17 protein-coding genes and 1 tRNA gene are annotated in these 16190 nt (G+C 70.0%); 12 read left to right on the forward strand and 6 right to left on the reverse strand.

Annotated features, from left to right (window positions below; translation table 11 throughout):
• Window positions 1-57 precede the first annotated feature (57 nt).
• The gene (locus ACFFGY_RS20005) at window positions 58-1461 is read left to right on the forward strand and encodes an MFS transporter (RefSeq protein WP_377046291.1); all 1404 of its coding nucleotides are present in this window, start codon (window positions 58-60) and stop codon (window positions 1459-1461) included.
• A 14-nt stretch (window positions 1462-1475) separates the two neighbouring features.
• Here ACFFGY_RS20005 and ACFFGY_RS20010 read toward each other — a convergent pair whose 3' ends face one another.
• A complete protein-coding gene (locus ACFFGY_RS20010; RefSeq protein WP_377046292.1) occupies window positions 1476-2141 on the reverse strand; it encodes a DsbA family oxidoreductase in 666 nt (221 codons plus the stop codon).
• Window positions 2142-2319: 178 nt separating this feature from the next.
• Complete coding sequence (locus tag ACFFGY_RS20015) at window positions 2320-3090, reverse strand: SDR family NAD(P)-dependent oxidoreductase (RefSeq protein ID WP_377046293.1); 771 nt, start codon at window positions 3088-3090, stop codon at window positions 2320-2322.
• Between the two features lie 289 nt (window positions 3091-3379).
• On the opposite strand from ACFFGY_RS20015, the gene ACFFGY_RS20020 reads away from it, so the two are divergent.
• Both ACFFGY_RS20020 and ACFFGY_RS20025 read left to right on the forward strand, forming a co-directional pair.
• Window positions 3380-3703 (forward strand): hypothetical protein, encoded by a 324-nt coding sequence (locus ACFFGY_RS20020; protein ID WP_377046294.1) that lies wholly within the window; start codon window positions 3380-3382, stop codon window positions 3701-3703.
• A 110-nt stretch (window positions 3704-3813) separates the two neighbouring features.
• Window positions 3814-4455 (forward strand): hypothetical protein, encoded by a 642-nt coding sequence (locus tag ACFFGY_RS20025; protein WP_377046295.1) that lies wholly within the window; start codon window positions 3814-3816, stop codon window positions 4453-4455.
• 20 nt (window positions 4456-4475) lie between these two features.
• Here the strand turns inward: ACFFGY_RS20025 and ACFFGY_RS20030 are convergent.
• Window positions 4476-4562 (reverse strand) — tRNA-Ser (locus ACFFGY_RS20030).
• Window positions 4563-4694: 132 nt separating this feature from the next.
• Here ACFFGY_RS20030 and ACFFGY_RS20035 point away from each other — a divergent pair.
• From ACFFGY_RS20035 to mazG, 9 genes are all read left to right on the forward strand, one after another.
• On the forward strand, window positions 4695-5663 hold the full coding sequence (locus ACFFGY_RS20035) for a lytic murein transglycosylase (RefSeq protein ID WP_377046296.1): 969 nt from the start codon (window positions 4695-4697) through the stop codon (window positions 5661-5663).
• 92 nt (window positions 5664-5755) lie between these two features.
• Window positions 5756-6631, forward strand: coding sequence for a septal ring lytic transglycosylase RlpA family protein (locus tag ACFFGY_RS20040; RefSeq protein WP_377046297.1), 876 nt, complete (start codon window positions 5756-5758; stop codon window positions 6629-6631).
• A gap of 50 nt (window positions 6632-6681) precedes the next feature.
• Window positions 6682-7893, forward strand: coding sequence for a D-alanyl-D-alanine carboxypeptidase family protein (locus ACFFGY_RS20045; protein WP_377046298.1), 1212 nt, complete (start codon window positions 6682-6684; stop codon window positions 7891-7893).
• Window positions 7894-7918: 25 nt separating this feature from the next.
• Window positions 7919-8545 (forward strand): dTMP kinase, encoded by a 627-nt coding sequence (gene tmk / locus ACFFGY_RS20050; protein ID WP_377046299.1) that lies wholly within the window; start codon window positions 7919-7921, stop codon window positions 8543-8545.
• Window positions 8542-9561, forward strand: a complete 1020-nt coding sequence (locus tag ACFFGY_RS20055; protein WP_377046300.1) for a DNA polymerase III subunit delta' — start codon at window positions 8542-8544, stop codon at window positions 9559-9561. Before tmk ends, ACFFGY_RS20055 begins: the two co-directional genes overlap by 4 nt.
• A gap of 60 nt (window positions 9562-9621) precedes the next feature.
• Window positions 9622-11145 carry a methionine--tRNA ligase gene (metG, locus tag ACFFGY_RS20060; RefSeq protein ID WP_377046301.1) on the forward strand — a complete coding sequence of 508 codons (1524 nt, stop codon included), beginning with the start codon at window positions 9622-9624 and terminating at the stop codon, window positions 11143-11145.
• A gap of 4 nt (window positions 11146-11149) precedes the next feature.
• Window positions 11150-11923 carry a TatD family hydrolase gene (locus ACFFGY_RS20065; RefSeq protein WP_377046302.1) on the forward strand — a complete coding sequence of 258 codons (774 nt, stop codon included), beginning with the start codon at window positions 11150-11152 and terminating at the stop codon, window positions 11921-11923.
• A 15-nt stretch (window positions 11924-11938) separates the two neighbouring features.
• Window positions 11939-12724 (forward strand): MBL fold metallo-hydrolase, encoded by a 786-nt coding sequence (locus ACFFGY_RS20070; protein WP_377046359.1) that lies wholly within the window; start codon window positions 11939-11941, stop codon window positions 12722-12724.
• A 46-nt stretch (window positions 12725-12770) separates the two neighbouring features.
• Window positions 12771-13631 carry a nucleoside triphosphate pyrophosphohydrolase gene (gene mazG / locus ACFFGY_RS20075; RefSeq protein ID WP_377046303.1) on the forward strand — a complete coding sequence of 287 codons (861 nt, stop codon included), beginning with the start codon at window positions 12771-12773 and terminating at the stop codon, window positions 13629-13631.
• Between the two features lie 17 nt (window positions 13632-13648).
• Here the strand turns inward: mazG and ACFFGY_RS20080 are convergent, their stop codons facing one another.
• The 3 genes from ACFFGY_RS20080 to hfq all read right to left on the reverse strand — a co-directional run bounded on the left by ACFFGY_RS20080 (window position 13649) and on the right by hfq (window position 16135).
• Window positions 13649-14485 (reverse strand): inositol monophosphatase family protein, encoded by an 837-nt coding sequence (locus ACFFGY_RS20080; protein WP_377046304.1) that lies wholly within the window; start codon window positions 14483-14485, stop codon window positions 13649-13651.
• Entirely contained in the window at window positions 14482-15711 is a 1230-nt protein-coding gene (gene hflX / locus ACFFGY_RS20085; protein WP_377046305.1) for a GTPase HflX, read from the reverse strand. The genes ACFFGY_RS20080 and hflX overlap by 4 nt, the downstream gene beginning before the upstream one ends.
• A 70-nt stretch (window positions 15712-15781) precedes the next feature.
• Window positions 15782-16135: an RNA chaperone Hfq gene (hfq, locus tag ACFFGY_RS20090; RefSeq protein WP_377046306.1), complete on the reverse strand. Its 354-nt coding sequence runs from the start codon at window positions 16133-16135 to the stop codon at window positions 15782-15784.
• Between the last annotated feature and the right edge of the window lie 55 nt (window positions 16136-16190).

The following is a 16190-nucleotide window of genomic DNA, read 5'->3' on the forward strand; positions in this document are numbered from 1 at the left end:
GGGTTCCCCGTTGCGCCGGGCGGGCCTAGCCTGCGGTGGCGGGGGACCCTCAAAGACATGTCGATCGACGCACGCCGTTCTCTGCTGGTCGCCTTGCTGGTGGCCGGCACCTTCTTCATGGAGAACCTGGACGGCACCGTGATCGCGACCGCCCTGCCGCAGATGGCGCAGTCCTTCGGCGTGGCGGCGGTGGACCTCAACATCGGCATGTCGGCCTACCTGCTGACGCTGGCGGTGCTGATCCCGGGCAGCGGCTGGCTCGCCGACCGCTACGGCGCGCGCAATGTCTTCACCCTGGCGATCGCGATCTTCACCTTGGCCTCGGCCCTCTGCGCGCTGGCCGACGGCCTTTGGAGCTTCACCGCCGCGCGCGTCTTCCAGGGCATCGGCGGTGCCATGATGGTGCCGGTGGGGCGACTGGCCGTCCTGCGCAACACCGAGAAGAAAGACCTCGTGCGGCGCATCGCCACCATCACCTGGCCCGGCCTCGCCGCGCCGGTGCTGGGGCCGCCGCTGGGCGGCTTCATCACCACCTACGCCGACTGGCGGTGGATCTTCATTCTCAACCTGCCGCTGGGCCTCGTGGCGCTCGTGATGGCGTGGCGCCTGGTGCCGGGCGGGGGGACGGAGCGGCGGCCCTTCGATGCGCCGGGTTTCCTGCTGACCGGCCTTGCCGCCTTCTCGCTGATGTACGGGCTGGAGCTGGTAGGGCAGGGCGAGGGGGCGCTTGGCCTGGGTGCGCTGCTCCTGCTGCTCAGCTTCGGGGTGGGGCTGGTCGCGGTCTGGCACGCCCGGCGGACGGAGCGGCCGATGCTCGACTTCTCGGCGCTGCGCATCCAGACCTTCCGGGTGACCCTGGCGGGCGGCTCGGTGACCCGGGCGGCGATCAGCGCGACGCCCTTTCTGCTGCCGCTGCTGTTTCAGCTGGGCTTCGGGCTGGATGCCTTCAACGCCGGCCTGCTGGTGCTGGCGGTGTTCGCGGGCAACATCCTGATGAAGCCGGTCTCCATGCCGATCCTGCGGGGCTTCGGCTTCCGCACGGTGCTGCTGGGCAGCGCCACCGTGGCGGCCTGCTGCTACTTCGCCTGCGCCTTCTTCACGCCCGCGACGCCCGTGCCCGTGATGGTGGTGGTGCTCTTCGTCAGCGGGCTGGCGCGCTCGATGGTGTTCACGGTGCTGAACACGCTGGCCTTCGCCGAGGTCCCACCGGCGCAGATGAGCGGGGCCAACAGCCTGTTCAGCATGCTCCAGCAGATGGCCGTGGGCGTGGGCATCGCGCTGGGTGCCATCGTGCTGCGGCTCGGGCAGATGATCCATGGCCACGACCAGCCGATGCTGTCCGATTTCCGCCTGGCCTTCCTGTTCACCGCGCTGCTGACCCTGGCGGGGCTGGTGGACGGCTTCGGCCTGCGCCGGGACGCCGCCGCGGCGGTGAGCGGCCATCGTGCCGGCGCCGCCTGACGCCGGCGGCCCCGTCAGTAGGCGGCGGCGCTTTCCGCCAGCGCCACGTCGAGCAGCCGCTCCAGCACCTCCGGCTCCTGCGCGCCGGCGATGGCATGGCGTTCCGCCACCACGAAGCAGGGCACGCCGTTGATGCCGAGGCGGTGGGCGCGCAGGTTCTCGGCGTGAATGGCCTCGACCTCGGCGCCACTCGCCAGGAAACGGCGGGTGACCAGCGGGTCGAGGCCGAGCGAGGTGCCCAGCGCGACAAGCGTTTCGTCGGAGCTGATGTCGAGGCCGCGCGAGAAGTAGCTCTCGAACAGGAGGTCCACCGCCGCGTCCGCCCGGCCTTCGCGCGCCGCCAGCCTGACGAGCCGGTGGGCATCCAGCGAGGACGGGACCCGGCGCAGGAGGTCGAGGCGGAACTCGATACCCTCGACCCGGCCGAGCTCGGTCAGCGTGGCATGGAGGCGTCGCGTCCGCTCCTCGCCGCCGAAGCGCCGCCCGAGATGCTCGCCGCGCGTGGTGCTGCCGACCTCCGGGTTCAGCAGGAAGGGTCGCCAGGAGATCTCGACCAGGAAGTCCGGCCGCATCCGCAGGGCACGCTGCAGCCGGCGCACGCCCAGGAAGCACCAGGGGCACACCAGGTCGAAGACCACGTCGACCGGCAGGCGCGCGCGCGGAGGGACAAGGATGTTCACGAGCTCAATCTAGGTGATGCGAAGCCCCGGGAAAACGCCGGAAGCGCCTGAACGGGCAGGAAAGCAGCGCTGCCCGCCTGCTGTTCCACAGGATGCCGGCCGAGGCGCTCCCTCGGGACACCCCTTGGCGATGCGATCATCCGGCGCACGTTCTCGGCGGATCGGTCCGACCGTTGGCTCAGTGCGCCCAGCCGCCGTCGACGATGAACTCCTGCGCCGTGCAGCGGGCGCTGCTGTCGGAGCACAGGAACAGCGCCATGTCGGCGATGTCGCCCGGCATGACCTTGTCCGGCAGGCACTGGTCCTTGCGCAGCTGCGCCTCGGCCTCAGGCGTCAGCCACAGCTCGACCTGGCGCTCCGTCATCACCCAGCCGGGAAGCAGGGTGTTCACCCGGATGTTGCTGGGCCCGAGGTCGCGCGCCAGCCCGCGGGTCAGGCCGTGCACCGAAGCCTTGGCCATGGTGTAGGCCGGCATCCCGCCCTGTGCGACGCGCCAGGACACGGAGCCGAAGTTCACGATCGAGCCGCCGCCCAGCCGCCGCATCATCGGCCAGATCGCCTGCGCCGCGAAGAACATGGGCCGCTGGTTGATGGCCATGCGGTCGTCCCAGTATTCCGGCGTCACGGTGTCCGGATCGTGCCGTTGGTCGTTGGCTGCATTGTTCAGCAGGGCGCCGATTTCGCCGTTGCGCTCCGCGGCCTCGGCCACGGCGCGGCGGAGCGCTGCGATGTCGCGGATGTCGCAGGGGATGAACAGCGGCGCGTGGTCGGCCCTTTCGGACAGGCGCTCCACCAGGGCGCGGCTCGGGGCTTCGGCGATGTCCACGAAACCGACCCGGCTACCCTGCGCCACGAATGCCTCCACCAGCGCGGCGCCGATGCCGCTGCCACCCCCGGTGATGAAAACGCTCTTGCCGGCGAGGTCCGGATAGATGGCGATGCGGCGCATGGATTCTTCCCTGGATCGGCCCTCCGTGCGGAGGAAGCGCCGGGCGACGCTGTCCGCTGGGCCTGCATGCGCGATTAGACCGCCTTGCCGGGCCGCGGGAAGTCTCCCCCGCCTTGCCCGGCGGGAACGGCGTGACCGAGGCAGGTTTTCGCCTCGCGAGACCTTCGCGCAACCCGAGGCTGACACTGACGCTTGCTCCCTCTATACCGCCGCTTCACAGGGCACCCGCCGCTGGCCCCGGCGCGGGAGCCGCGCAGTTCCGGGGCCAGCAACACCGAGAGGCTTCACGATGTTCACCTTCGAGATCGGCGGCAAAGCGATCGCCGTCACCGATGCCTCCGAGGATGAGGCCAAGCGCCTCCTGGACGGTGAAGAGTTCCGTTCCGACCTGGCGCGCCTGGAAAGCGAGGACGGCCCACTCTGGGACGGTGTGGCAGCCCTGACCGTCCGCCCCGCCACCCAGGCCGAGATCGACGAGTTCAACCAGGTCGAGGACGAGACCGAGGAATTCGAGGACGACGATCTCGAGGACGAGGAAGACGAGGAGGGCGAAAGCTCGGTGATCGTGTTCCTGGTGCCGATCGTCGACAGCGAGGAAGACGACGAGAACTAAGCGTTCCGGCCGAGGGCCGCGGACGGGGCAGCCCGTTCCGGTCCGAGGCTCCTGTTCCTGGCCACTGGTCAGGAACCGTCTCCTCGCCGCTTTTGCCCGAGTCCCGTTCCTTGAAGCTTTCGCCTCAGCAAGTCTCGGCCGCCCAGCGGGGCGGTTCGCAGTTCGAGCCCGCCTCCGCCAGCGAGGTCCAGCGCCTTTCGATGCAGCGGCGGATCTTCTGGATCGATGAGCAGCCTTTCATTGCCCGCCGCTCCACCGGCTTCCAGGAAACCGCGGGCACGCTGGCGCAGCTGATCGCCCGGTTCGAGCACGAGGCTGCGGCGCAGGAAGGCGCGCCGCCGGGCGAGGCTGCAGGGAACGAGGCGTCGCGGGATGCCAGCGCTTCGCCGTCGCCCACCGTGGCACCGCCTGACGTGCCTGTTGAACAGTCCCCGGCGCCGGCTGTCGCGCAGGAGACAATGGCACGGGACGATGGCACGGACACTGACACGGCAGCCGCCGCGAGACCCGCACGCACGCGCCGCGCGCGGAAGATTGCCACCCCGACGGCTGAGCCCGTTGTGTCGGCTCCGCCGTCGCCGGTTCCTGAGCCGCGGGCAGCGCGGTCCTCGCCCCTTCTGGCGCACGAATCGGGCCATACGGCGGACCTGGCACTGCGCATCGCGACCGCACAGGCAGCCGGCAAGCCCATCACCGGCGCGGCTTTCGTGGCGTTGATCGAGCAGTTGCAGCGGACCCTCGCGGGGCTCTGAGCCGCCACCGCGATCGGGAGCGGACGGGGTGGGATTCGAACCCACGGTAGGCTTACACCTACGGCGGTTTTCAAGACCGCTGCCTTAAACCACTCGGCCACCCGTCCAGGGGTTTCTCCATGCTCCGGCACGGGCGCGGAGGCAAGCCACCCATCCGGTCGTCAGCGGGCTGGAATGTTACCAAGCCGGTTGCTGGCAATGCGTTGCCGAGTACGGCGCCGCGTGCCACCTCTGCGGTCATGCCGGCCACACGTCGTATCCTCCTCTCAGCCCTGGCCGCCGCCGGGCTTCCCGCTTCCTTCGCCCGGGCGCAGGAAAGCTTCCCCTCCTTCCTATCGGGCCTGCGGGCCGAGGCGCGCCGTGCTGGCGTGTCGGACGGGACGCTCAACACCGCGTTGAACGGGCTGCGGCCCAACGACAAGGTGGTCGAACTCGACCGCAAGCAGCCCGAGTTCACGCTGACCTGGGCGCAGTACCGGGACGGGCGCCTCAGCGACACGCGCATCAACCGCGGTCGCCAGCTGGTGGCCGAGAACCTGCCGCTGCTGCAGCAGATCGAGTCCCGCTACAACGTCAGCGCCCGCGTGGTGGTGGCGATCTGGGGGCTGGAAACCAACTACGGCGCCTTCACCGGCAACTTCAACGTGATCGAGGCCCTGGCGACGCTCGCCTGGGAGGGTCGGCGCGCCAAGTTCTTCCGGGGTGAGCTGATCGCGGCGCTGAAGGTGCTCGATGCCGGCCATGTCAGCTTCGAGCGCATGCGCGGCTCCTACGCCGGCGCCATGGGCCAGCCGCAGTTCATGCCGTCGAGCTTCAACCGCCTCGCGGTGGATTTCGACGGCGACGGCCGCAAGGACATCTGGGACGACCGCGCCGACGCCCTGGCCTCGATTGCCAACTACCTCAGCAAGAGCGGCTGGCAGGGCGGTGAGCGCTGGGGCAGGGAGGTGCTGCTACCGGCCTCCATGGACACCGGAGGGCTGGGCCGCGACGTGAAGCGCCCGCTGGGCGAATGGGCCCGCATGGGCGTGCGCGAAGCCGACGGCTCACCGCTGCCGATGTATGACCAGCCAGCCGCCATCGTGGTGCCCAGCGGCGGCAACGGTCAGGCTTTCGTGGTGTACCAGAACTTCGGTGCCATCCGCCGCTACAACCCGTCCGACTTCTACGCCCTGGCGGTGGGGATGCTCGCGGACCGCGTGGCGTGAGCCGGGGGCGCGGCGGAGCCGTGGGCGGCGCGGCAGGCCGGCGGGCGATACGGTCGCCGGCCCGGGTCCTTCCGGCCGCGGCCTGCGGGGCGATGCTCGCGCTGGTGCTGGCGTCCTGCGCGCCCAAGCCGCCCCCGCCGCCCGCCGCCCAGCCGAAGCAGCTGGTGGGCCAGCCCTACCGGCTCGGCGCGCTGTGGTACTATCCGCGCGAGAACTACGGTCTGGACGAGACCGGCTTGGCCGCGGTGATCGCCGACAACAAGGTGGGCCGGCGCACCACGGATGACGAGGTCTTCGACCCCGCCGTGCTGATGGCCTCCCACCGCACGGTGCAGCTGCCGGCCATCCTGCGCGTGACCAACCTGGAAAACGGCCGGAGCCTGCTGGTGCGCGCCAACGACCGGGGGCCGGAAAACCCGGGGCGCGTGGTGGGGCTGTCGCGTCGCGCGGCGGCGCTGCTGGGCATCGCCGAGAACGGCACGGCACAGGTCCGGGTTCAGGTCGAGGCGGAGCCCTCCCGCGCCCTGGCGGCCTCGCTGCCGCAGGCGGCGGGGGAAGCGCCGGCCATGCAGATCGCCACGGTGCAGACCGCCGCCGTGGGCCGCGAAAGCCTGCCGCCGCCGCCCGGCGCCCGTGGCACCGCCGGTCCGGCCCTCAGCGCGGCGGCGCCCGCCGTGGCGATCCGGGCCGAGGCGCCGCCACCGCCGCCGAGGCTGCCGGAACAGGTGACGCAGGGGCTGGCCATGCCGGGGCGATTGTTTATCCAGCTCGGCACCTTCGCCGCCCCGGACGCGGCGCGCCGGCAGGCTGCGCGCGTGCCCGCTGCGAGGGCGGAACCCTTCGGTCCCGGCCGCCGCCCCGAATGGCGCGTGCGCCTCGGTCCGTTTCCGGATGCAACATCGACCGACCGTGCCCTTGAGCAGGTGCTACGGTCCGGCGTATCGGAGGCACGCGTGCTGGTCGACTGAGGACCGGCACATCCCGGCGGGGGGCGCCGGGCTTTGGGGGACCAGAAATCATGCCGAACCGCCGCGAACTACTCGGTGCCGTGGCCCTGATGGGGCTGACGGTCCATGCCGGCGATGCGCTGGCACAGCGGCGCGCTCCGGCGCACCGTGCCCCGGCCCCGCCGCCGGTCCCGACCTCGCCGGCCTCCACCCCGCTCGGCCCGGTGGACACGATCGCGAAGCAGGCGATCCTGATCGACACGACCACCGGCGCGACGCTGCTGGACAAGAACGCGGACGAGCGCATGACGCCGTCCTCCATGACCAAGCTGATGACGGCCTACATCGTCTTCGACATGCTCAAGCAGGGCCGCCTGAAGCTGGATCAGACGCTGCCGGTCAGCGAGCGCGCCTGGCGGATGGGCGGCTCCAAGATGTTCGTGGAGCTGGGTTCGCAGGTTTCGGTCGAGAACCTGATCCAAGGCGTGATCGTGCAGTCCGGCAACGACGCCTGCGTGGTCTTTGCCGAGGCGATTTCGGGCAGCGAGGAGCAGTTCGCCTCGCTGATGAACGACTATGGCAAGAAGTTCGGCCTCAAGGGCTCCAACTTCCGCAACTCCTCCGGCTGGCCGGATGCGGACCACTACATGACCGCCCGCGACATCACGATCGTGGCGCGGCAGCTCCTGAACGACTTCCCGCAGGAAGCGCAGTACTACAACGAGCGTTCCTTCAAGTGGAACGGCATTAACCAGGAGAACCGCAACCCGCTGTTGTCGCGCATGGCGGGTGCCGATGGCCTCAAGACCGGCCACACCGAGGACGGCGGCTACGGCCTCGTGGGGACGGTCAAGCGCGGTGACCGCCGGCTGTTGCTGGTGGTCAACGGGTTGCCGACCATGAAGTCGCGCGGCGAGGAAGGCGAGCGCCTGCTGGAATGGGGCTTCCGCGAGTTCGACAACGTCGCGTTGTTCCGCGCCGCCGATACGGTGGAAAGCGCGCCCGTTTACCTGGGTGACAGCCCGACGGTGCCGCTGGTGGGCGGGCGCGACCTGATCCTGACGTTGCCACGCTCCTGGCGCCGCAATCTGGAGGTCAAGGTCAGCTATGACTCGCCCCTCAAGGCGCCGGTCGCCAAGGGGGCGGAGGTCGGCCGCATCAACGTGTCCGGGCAGGGCGTGCCGGAGATGACGCTGCCGCTGATCGCCGGCGCCGATGTGGGGCGCATGAACATCGTGTCGCGCATCCCGGCGGTGATCAGTCACTGGGTCTCGGGGTCCTGAGTCACCACCCGGCCAGGCCCTGGGCATGACAGCACGCGGTCGCTTCATCACGCTGGAAGGCGGCGAAGGTGCCGGCAAGACCACGCTGTCGCGCGGTCTTGCCACCATTTTGGAGCAGGCCGGCCACACCGTGCTGCGCACCCGCGAGCCCGGGGGTTCCCCGGGTGCGGAAGCGATCCGGGAGCTGGTGCTGGGCCGCGGCGGCTGGGACCCGCTGGCCGAGGCCATGCTGATGTCGGCCGCCCGTCGCGAGCACCTGCGCAAGACCATCGAGCCCGCGCTGGATGGCGGGCGCTGGGTGATCTCGGATCGCTTCGCCGACAGCACCATGGCGTACCAGGGCGATGCCGAGGGAGTGGGCGCGGAACGCTGCCGGCTGCTGACCTCACTGGCCTTGGGGCAGGTCCGGCCCGATCTGACGCTGATCCTGGACCTGCCGGTGGAGCTCGGCGCCGCCCGCGCCCGGCAGCGCGGCGAGACCAACCGCTTCGAGGACAAGCCGCTGGGTTTTCACGAGCGTGTCCGGCAGGCCTTCCTGCGGATCGCCGCGGATGAGCCCGGGCGCTGCACCGTGATCGATGCCTCCCGCCCGGTCGAGGAGGTGCTGGAACAGGCTCGCGTGGCACTGGACCGCCTGTTGCAGGCGTCATGAGTCAGCCTCCCGAGCCCCGTGCCAACCCGGAGCTGGTCGGGCAGGAGGGGGCGGCCCTCGCGCTGCGCGATGCCACCGGCGCCGGGCGGCCGCACCACGCCTGGCTGCTGGCTGGGCCCCAGGGCGTGGGCAAGGCGACGCTGGCCTTCCGCTACGCCCGCTGGCTGCTGGCCGGTGCGCCGGAGGCCCGGGTGCCTCTGGAACTCGCCCCCGCTGACCCGGTGTTCTCCCGCGTGGCCAACGGCGCCCATGCCGACCTGCGGACGCTGTCGCCCGAGGTCGCCGAGGGCAAGGTCAAGCGGCAGATCTCGGTGGACGAAGCGCGCGCCGTGCCGCGCTTCCTGTCCATGACGCCGGCTGAGGGTGGCTGGCGCGTGGTCGTGGTGGACGAGGCGCACGCGCTGAACACCGAGGCGCAGAACGCGTTACTTAAGACGCTGGAGGAGCCGCCCGCCCGCGCCGTGCTGCTGCTGGCCACCGAGGCCCCGGATCGGCTGCTGCCCACGGTGCGCTCGCGGTGTCGCCGCTTGGACCTCGTGCCCCTAACCGACGAGGCGATGGACCCGCTGCTGGCCCGCTGGTGGCCGGAGATGCCCGAGGCGGAACGCGCGACCCTGCGCACCATGGCCGCCGGCTCACCGGGCCGCGCGCTGCGCCTCGTGGAAGGGGAAGCGCTGGCCCTACAAGCCGAGGTCGAGGCCTTTCTCAACAGCCTGCCGAACCCGTCGCCGCGCGGGCTGCACGGCCTGGCGGATCGCTTGGCGGCGAAGCGCGATGGCAGCAGCTTCACCACCTTCCTGGCGCTGCTGCGCGCTGCCATCGCCGGCGCCATCCGGCAGGCCGGGCGAGGGGGCCCGGCGCCGGCCTGGCTCGGCGCCCGACCGCTTGCGGACTGGGCCACGCTGTGGGACACCCTGGGCCGAACGGCGGATGAGACGGAGGCCCTGAACCTCGATCGCAAGCAGGCGATCCTGGTGGGTCTTGGCGCGCTGGCCGGTTCGGACGCACCCCGCTGACGCGATGCGGCGCTCCGTGCCCGCCGCCCTGACGCAGCGCGAGCAACGGGAACGCGACGGATGAGCGAAGCGCAGCGCTTCTTTGTGACCACCCCGATCTACTACGTGAACGATAAGCCGCATATCGGCCATGCCTATACCGGCATCGCCGCCGACGTGCTGGCGCGCTGGAAGCGCATGTCGGGCTACGACGTCCTGTTCCTCACCGGAACCGACGAGCACGGCCAGAAGGTCGAGAAGGCGGCCGAGACCGCCGGCGAGGACCCCCAGCGCTTCACCGACCGCGTGTCGGAGGCCTTCCGCGACCTCACGAAGCTTGACGGCCTCAGCAACAACGACTTCATCCGCACCACCGAGGAGCGCCACAAGCGCGCCTGCGCCGCCCTCTGGCAGCGGCTGGTGGAGAAGGGGCAGATCTACCTCGGCCACTATGAGGGCTGGTACGCCGTTCGCGACGAGGCCTTCTACGGTCCCGACGAGATCGAGGAACGCGATGGCGGCCGCTTCGCCATCGCCTCCGGCGCGCCGGTCGAGTGGACGCAGGAGCCGTCCTACTTCTTCCGCCTGGGCGAATGGGGCGAGAAGCTCCTGGCTTTCTACGAGGCCAACCCGGACTTCATCGCGCCGCAGTCCCGCCGGAACGAGGTGCTGAGCTTCGTCCGCGCCGGGCTGCAGGACCTGTCGATCTCGCGCACCTCGTTCCGCTGGGGCGTGCCGGTGCCGGGCGACGAGAGCCACGTGATGTATGTCTGGCTCGACGCGCTCACCAACTACCTGACGGCCGCCGGGTATCCGGACGCGGCGCCCTGGTGGCCGGCCGACCTGCACCTCGTGGGCAAGGACATCCTGCGCTTCCACGCGATCTACTGGCCGGCCTTCCTGATGGCGGCTGACCTGCCGCCGCCCCGGCGCGTCTTCGCCCATGGCTGGTGGACCAACGAAGGGCGGAAGATCTCGAAGTCGCTGGGCAACGTCATCGACCCGGTCGCCCTGGTGGAGGAGTTCAGCCTCGACCCCGTGCGCTTTTTCCTACTGCGCGAGGTTCCCTTCGGCAACGATGGTGACTTCAGCCGGCGCGCGTTGATCTCCCGCCTGAACAATGAGTTGGCAAACGATCTTGGGAACCTGGCGCAGCGCACGCTGTCGCTGATCCAGCGCAACTGCGAGGGGCGTCTGCCGGCGCTGACCCCGCCTACCGAGGATGACCGCGAAATCCTGGAAGCGATGGCCAGCCTGCCGCAAAGCGTGGGCGAGGCGCTCGACCGTCAGGCCTTCCACGAGGCTCTGGAGCGCATCTGGGTCGTGGTGCGGCTGGGCAACAGCTGGATCGATGCCCAGAAGCCCTGGTCGCTGAAGAAGACCGATCCTGAGCGGATGAACGCCGTGCTGCGCGTTCTTCACACCACGCTGAGGATGCTGGCCACCGTGCTGCAGCCCTTCATGCCCGCCACCATGGGCGCGATGCTGGACCAGCTCGGCGTGGGCGAGGGGGAGCGGACGCTCTCGACCCTCAAGGCCCTGCCGGACGGCACGCCGCTGCCGCCGCCGACGCCGCTGTTCCGCAAGATCGAGGCCGACGCCTGAGCCGATGCTGACCGACAGCCATTGCCACCTCGACTACTTCGAGGATGGGGAGATCGAGGAGGTCGTCGCCCGCGCCCGCGCGGCGGGGGTGAGCCGCATGATCACGATCGGCACCCAGGTCGCGCAAGCGCAGAAGGTCCAGGCCCTGGCTGAGCGCTTTCCGGATGTCTGGGGAACCGTCGGCGTCCATCCGCTCAGCGTCAAGGACGCGCCGGTCGCCTCGGTGGAGGAGATCGTCGCCCTGACTCGTCACCCTCGTGTGGTGGCGATCGGCGAGACCGGCCTCGACTACCACTACGATGCCGAGCACGCGGCCAAGCAGGCCGAAAGCTTCCGCAATCATATTCGTGCCGCGCAGCGGACCGGTTTGCCGGTTGCCGTCCACACCCGCGACGCTGACGCCGACACGGCCCGGATCCTGCGCGAGGAGCGTGAGTCGGGCGGCGCTTTCACGGCACTGCTGCACTGTTTCTCGTCCGGTCGCGCCCTGGCGGAAGAGGTCGTGGCGGATGGCGGCTACGTGTCCTTCTCGGGCATCCTGACATTCCCGAAGAGCAACGATATCCGAGAGGTCGCGGCGGCGCTGCCGGCGGAGCGCATCCTGGTGGAAACGGATTCACCGTACCTCGCGCCGGTTCCCAGGCGCGGCAAGCGGTGCGAACCTGCCTTCGTCGCCTACACGGCGGAGGCCCTGGCCAAGGTCCGCAACCTGTCGCTGGAAGAGCTCGCGGCGCTGACCTCGCGCAACGTGGACCGACTTTTCCCCAAGATCCGCTGAAGGAGCGCCGCCTTGCTGCAGGTCACCATACTCGGATGCGGCAGCTCGGGCGGGGTTCCGTTGATTGGCGGTGCGGACGGGCAGGGCGAATGGGGCCGCTGCGACCCCCGTGAGCCGCGCAACCGCCGCAGCCGTTCCAGCATCGCCGTGGAAGCGCCGGACGGCCGGCGGCTGCTGGTGGATGCCGGACCGGACCTGCGGGAACAGCTCCTGGCCTGCGGCATCGCCTCGGTCGATGCCATCCTGCTGACTCACGCCCATGCGGATCACGTCATGGGCCTGGACGATGTGCGGCAGCTTAACCGGCTGCAGGGCCATGCGATCCCGTGCCTCGGGGCCGAGGCGACCCTGGCCGACGTGCAGCGCCGCTTCGACTACGCGTTCCGGGAACCCACGCCAGGCTTCTTCCGCCCGGCGCTGACGCCGACCACCGTGCGCTCGACGGACCGGCTGGAGATCCTGGGCGTCGACATCCAGCTGTTTCCGCAGGATCACAAGGTGACCGAGACCCTGGGCCTGCGGATCGGAGACTTCGCGTATTCCACCGACGTGGTGGCTTTCTCGGAGCAGAGCCTGGAGCAGCTGCACGGCCTCGACACCTGGGTGGTCGGCTGTTTCAGCCGCAGCCCGCATCCGGTGCACGCGCATGTCGAGATGGTGGCGGGGTGGGTGGAGCGCCTGCGGCCGCGTCGCACGGTGCTGACGCATATGGGAACCGACCTCGACTGGGCCTGGATGGCGGCGAACCTGCCGGACGGGATCGAGGCGGCCCATGACGGGATGCGGCTCCTCTGCCCCTGAGTTTATTTTACATAATATATATTATCGAGTTTGAGGATCTGAGCGCGTGACCCCTCCTGCCGACGCCTCCTCCGAGCCCAGACATGATGAGACGGCGAGCCTCGCCCGCCTTCTCGGGATCATGGTGCGGCTGCGCGCCCCCGACGGTTGCCCCTGGGATCAGGTGCAGGATTTCCGCTCCATCGCGCCCTACACGATCGAGGAAGCCTACGAGGTCGAGGACGCGATTAACCGCGGCAACTGGGTGGACCTGCGGGACGAGCTCGGCGACCTGCTGTTCCAGGTGGTCTACCACTCGCGGATGGCCGAGGAAGCCGGCCATTTTCGCTTCAGCGACGTGGCCGAGACCATCGGCAACAAGATGCTGGCCCGGCATCCCCACGTCTTCGCGTCCGGCGAGATCCGCGACGCGGCAGCCCAGACCGAGGCCTGGGAGCGCCGTAAGGCAGCCGAACGTGCGGCCCGCGGCGAGACCGGTACCCTTGCCGGCGTTCCCGGCAACCTGCCCGCCCTGACCGAGGCGGCTAAGCTAACCCGCCGCGCCGGCCGGGTCGGCTTCGACTGGCCGGATGCTGACTCGGTACTACAGAAGCTGGATGAGGAAGTCGCCGAGCTGCGCGCCGAACTGCCCGCGGCCGACCCGGCGCGCCTGGCCGATGAGGTCGGTGACATGCTCTTCGTGCTGGCCAACCTGGCCCGGAAGCTCGACCTTGATCCGGAGCAATGCCTGCGCGGCAGCAATCGCAAGTTCCGCCGGCGCTTCGGTGCCATCGAGCAGGGTCTGGCCGAGTCAGGCCGTTCCCCTGCAGATGCGACACTGACGGAGATGGAGGAGCTCTGGCAGGCCGCGAAGCGTGCCGAGAAGAGCGAGTCAGGCCCGTCAGAACGGGATCGGCACGAAGGCTGACCCGCCACGGGCTGCTCTCAGGCAGCGCCGATCAGGGCCTCGCGCGCGGCTTCCCAGGAAGCCCGGTCCGGTGCGTTGATCAGCCCGCCGTCGCGCACCCGGGCCGGATCGTAGGCCCGTCCGTCGAACTGTGCCGAGTAGCCGCCCGCCTCCCGGTGCAGCAGCCAGCCGGGGGCGTGATCCCAGGGCATCAGCCGGTTGTAGAAGCTGAGGTCGATGTGCCCGGTGGCCAGCAGGCGGTAGTCGTGCGCGGCGCAGCGGAACTGGGTGATCGAGGCGAAGCGCGGCAGCCGCGTCGCGACGACGGCGCGCATCTCGCCTGGCAGGTAGGTCCAAGACACGGAGGCCACCATCCGCTCGACCTCGACCGGGGCAGCGACCTGCATTGCCTGACCCCGCGCACCGTCGGGACCCTCGATCCACGCCCCCTCGCCCCGCAGCGCCACGGCGGTGTCGTCGCCCAGCGGATCATGGATCCAGGCGCCGATCACCTCGCCCCGGCGGAAGGCCGCGGCCATGGTGCCGAACAGCGGCAGGCCGGCCGCGAAGTTCGAGGTCCCGTCCACCGGGTCCACCACGAAGGCCAGATCCGCATCCGCCAGCCGGTCCAGCAGGCCGGGATCGGCCGCCGTCGCTTCCTCCCCCACCACGACGCAACCCGGGAAGCGCGCCTGGAGTTCGCGGGTGATTTGCCGCTCCGCCGCCTCGTCCGCCTCGGTCACGATATCGAGCGGACCGGTCTTGGTCCGTACGTCGCCCGCCGCAAGGCGACGGAAACGCGGCATGATCTCGGCCCGGGCGGCATCCCGCAGGAGTTGCGCGATGCCCCCGGCGGCATTGGCGGAAAGGTTCATGAACGCCCCTCGAAACGGCCCAGATTGGCCTCGGTCAGCCGGACCTTGAGACGGATTGCCTCCTCCTCGTCCTGGCGGGCGATAACGTCACCGTTCTGGTACAGCCAAGCAAGCGCCGCCCCGTCCGAGGGCTGAACCGCCAGGTCCACCGTCACCGTATCGGCCGACAGGCGCGCGTCTAGGACCTGCCGGAGCCGTTCCAGCCCCTCACCCGTCAGCGCCGAGACCGCCACGGCCTCGCCCGCACCCCGCTGCGCCGCCTCGTCGAGACCGCCCAGGAGGTCGGCCTTGTTCAGCACCTCCACCACGCGCAGCGACCAGTCGGGATCGAGCGACGCATCCGCGCCCTCGGCCATCTCGGCCAGCACCTTCAGCACATCGGCCCGCTGCGCCGCGGAATCCGGATGCGCCACGTCGCGGACATGGAGGATGACGTCGGCCGCAGCCACCTCTTCCAGGGTGGCGCGGAAGGCTTCCACCAGCTGCGTCGGCAGTTCCGAGATGAAGCCCACCGTGTCGGACAGGATCACCGTCCGCCCACTGGGCAGCTCAATGGCCCGCATGGTTGGATCCAGCGTCGCAAAGAGCTGGTTCTGCGCGTAGACGCTGGCGCCGGTCAGGGCGTTGAACAGCGTCGACTTGCCGGCATTGGTGTAGCCCACGAGGGCGATCACGGGATGCGGCACCTTCTCGCGGGCGCGGCGGTGTAAGCCACGGGTGCGGCGGACCTGTTCCAACTCCTTCTTGAGCTTGACGATCCGCTCCCCAATCAGCCGGCGGTCGATCTCGATCTGCGACTCACCCGGGCCGCCGAGGAAGCCGAAGCCACCGCGCTGACGCTCAAGGTGGGTCCAAGACCGCACGAGGCGCGTGCGCTGGTACTCGAGATGTGCGAGCTCCACCTGCAGCGAACCTTCCCGCGTGCGGGCGCGCTCACCGAAGATTTCCAGGATCAGGCCGGTACGGTCGATGACCTTGCAGTTCCAGGCGCGCTCAAGGTTGCGCTGCTGCACCGGGGTCAGCGCCGCGTCCACCACCACGACGGCGATGTGATGCTCGCGGATCGCTTCGGCCACACCCTCGACCTGCCCCTCACCCAGCAGCGTGCTGGGGCGGCGGGCGCGAAGCGGCAGGACAGCGCTGTGGACCACGGTCACGCCGATGGAGGCGGCGAGCCCGATAGCCTCGCCCAGGCGGGCGTCGGAGGCCCGAGTGGTGCCCGCCATCTCGTGGACTGCGCGCCCGGGCTTCTCCCAAGGCAGGATAACGGCGGCGAGCGTCGGCCCGCCGCGCGTTTCAGTCGTTGCTGCCGACAGTTTGCGGCTCCCGTTGCAAGGTCATGGTGGTTTCGCGCAGCACGCGCTGGGGCTGTTCCGGCATTCCCGGTGCGGCGCCCTGAGGTGCCTGCTGCCCGGCGGCGGTGCCGTCGAAGAGTTGGATCGGCGCGCCCGGCATCACGGTGCTGATGGCGTGCTTGTAGACCAGCTGCGTATGCCCATCCCGGCGCAGCAGCATGGAGAAATTGTCGAACCAGGTGATGATGCCCTGCAGCTTTACGCCGTTCACCAGGAACACGGTTACGGGCGTCTTGCTCTTGCGGACATGGTTCAGGAAGACATCCTGAACGTTCTGGGACTTCTCGGCGGCCATCGGCTCATCCTTCTTGTTGGGGTAGGGCGGCAGGAGCCACCCCTCGCCTGAAAGG

Origin of the sequence: Roseomonas elaeocarpi (assembly GCF_042433915.1) — a bacterium.
In the GTDB taxonomy this organism is placed as follows: Bacteria; Pseudomonadota; Alphaproteobacteria; order Acetobacterales; family Acetobacteraceae; genus Roseomonas; species Roseomonas elaeocarpi.

Coding starts and splice junctions, on each gene's coding strand:
- hfq (WP_377046306.1), bottom strand. CDS start 16,135: ATGGCCGCCGAGAAGTCCCAGAACGTTCAGGATGTCTTCCTGAACCAT.
- ACFFGY_RS20020 (WP_377046294.1), top strand. CDS start 3,380: ATGTTCACCTTCGAGATCGGCGGCAAAGCGATCGCCGTCACCGATGCC.
- ACFFGY_RS20045 (WP_377046298.1), top strand. CDS start 6,682: ATGCCGAACCGCCGCGAACTACTCGGTGCCGTGGCCCTGATGGGGCTG.
- ACFFGY_RS20005 (WP_377046291.1), top strand. CDS start 58: ATGTCGATCGACGCACGCCGTTCTCTGCTGGTCGCCTTGCTGGTGGCC.
- ACFFGY_RS20080 (WP_377046304.1), bottom strand. CDS start 14,485: ATGAACCTTTCCGCCAATGCCGCCGGGGGCATCGCGCAACTCCTGCGG.
- ACFFGY_RS20015 (WP_377046293.1), bottom strand. CDS start 3,090: ATGCGCCGCATCGCCATCTATCCGGACCTCGCCGGCAAGAGCGTTTTC.
- ACFFGY_RS20055 (WP_377046300.1), top strand. CDS start 8,542: ATGAGTCAGCCTCCCGAGCCCCGTGCCAACCCGGAGCTGGTCGGGCAG.
- ACFFGY_RS20040 (WP_377046297.1), top strand. CDS start 5,756: ATGCTCGCGCTGGTGCTGGCGTCCTGCGCGCCCAAGCCGCCCCCGCCG.
- metG (WP_377046301.1), top strand. CDS start 9,622: ATGAGCGAAGCGCAGCGCTTCTTTGTGACCACCCCGATCTACTACGTG.
- ACFFGY_RS20065 (WP_377046302.1), top strand. CDS start 11,150: ATGCTGACCGACAGCCATTGCCACCTCGACTACTTCGAGGATGGGGAG.
- hflX (WP_377046305.1), bottom strand. CDS start 15,711: ATGGCGGGCACCACTCGGGCCTCCGACGCCCGCCTGGGCGAGGCTATC.
- tmk (WP_377046299.1), top strand. CDS start 7,919: ATGACAGCACGCGGTCGCTTCATCACGCTGGAAGGCGGCGAAGGTGCC.
- ACFFGY_RS20035 (WP_377046296.1), top strand. CDS start 4,695: ATGCCGGCCACACGTCGTATCCTCCTCTCAGCCCTGGCCGCCGCCGGG.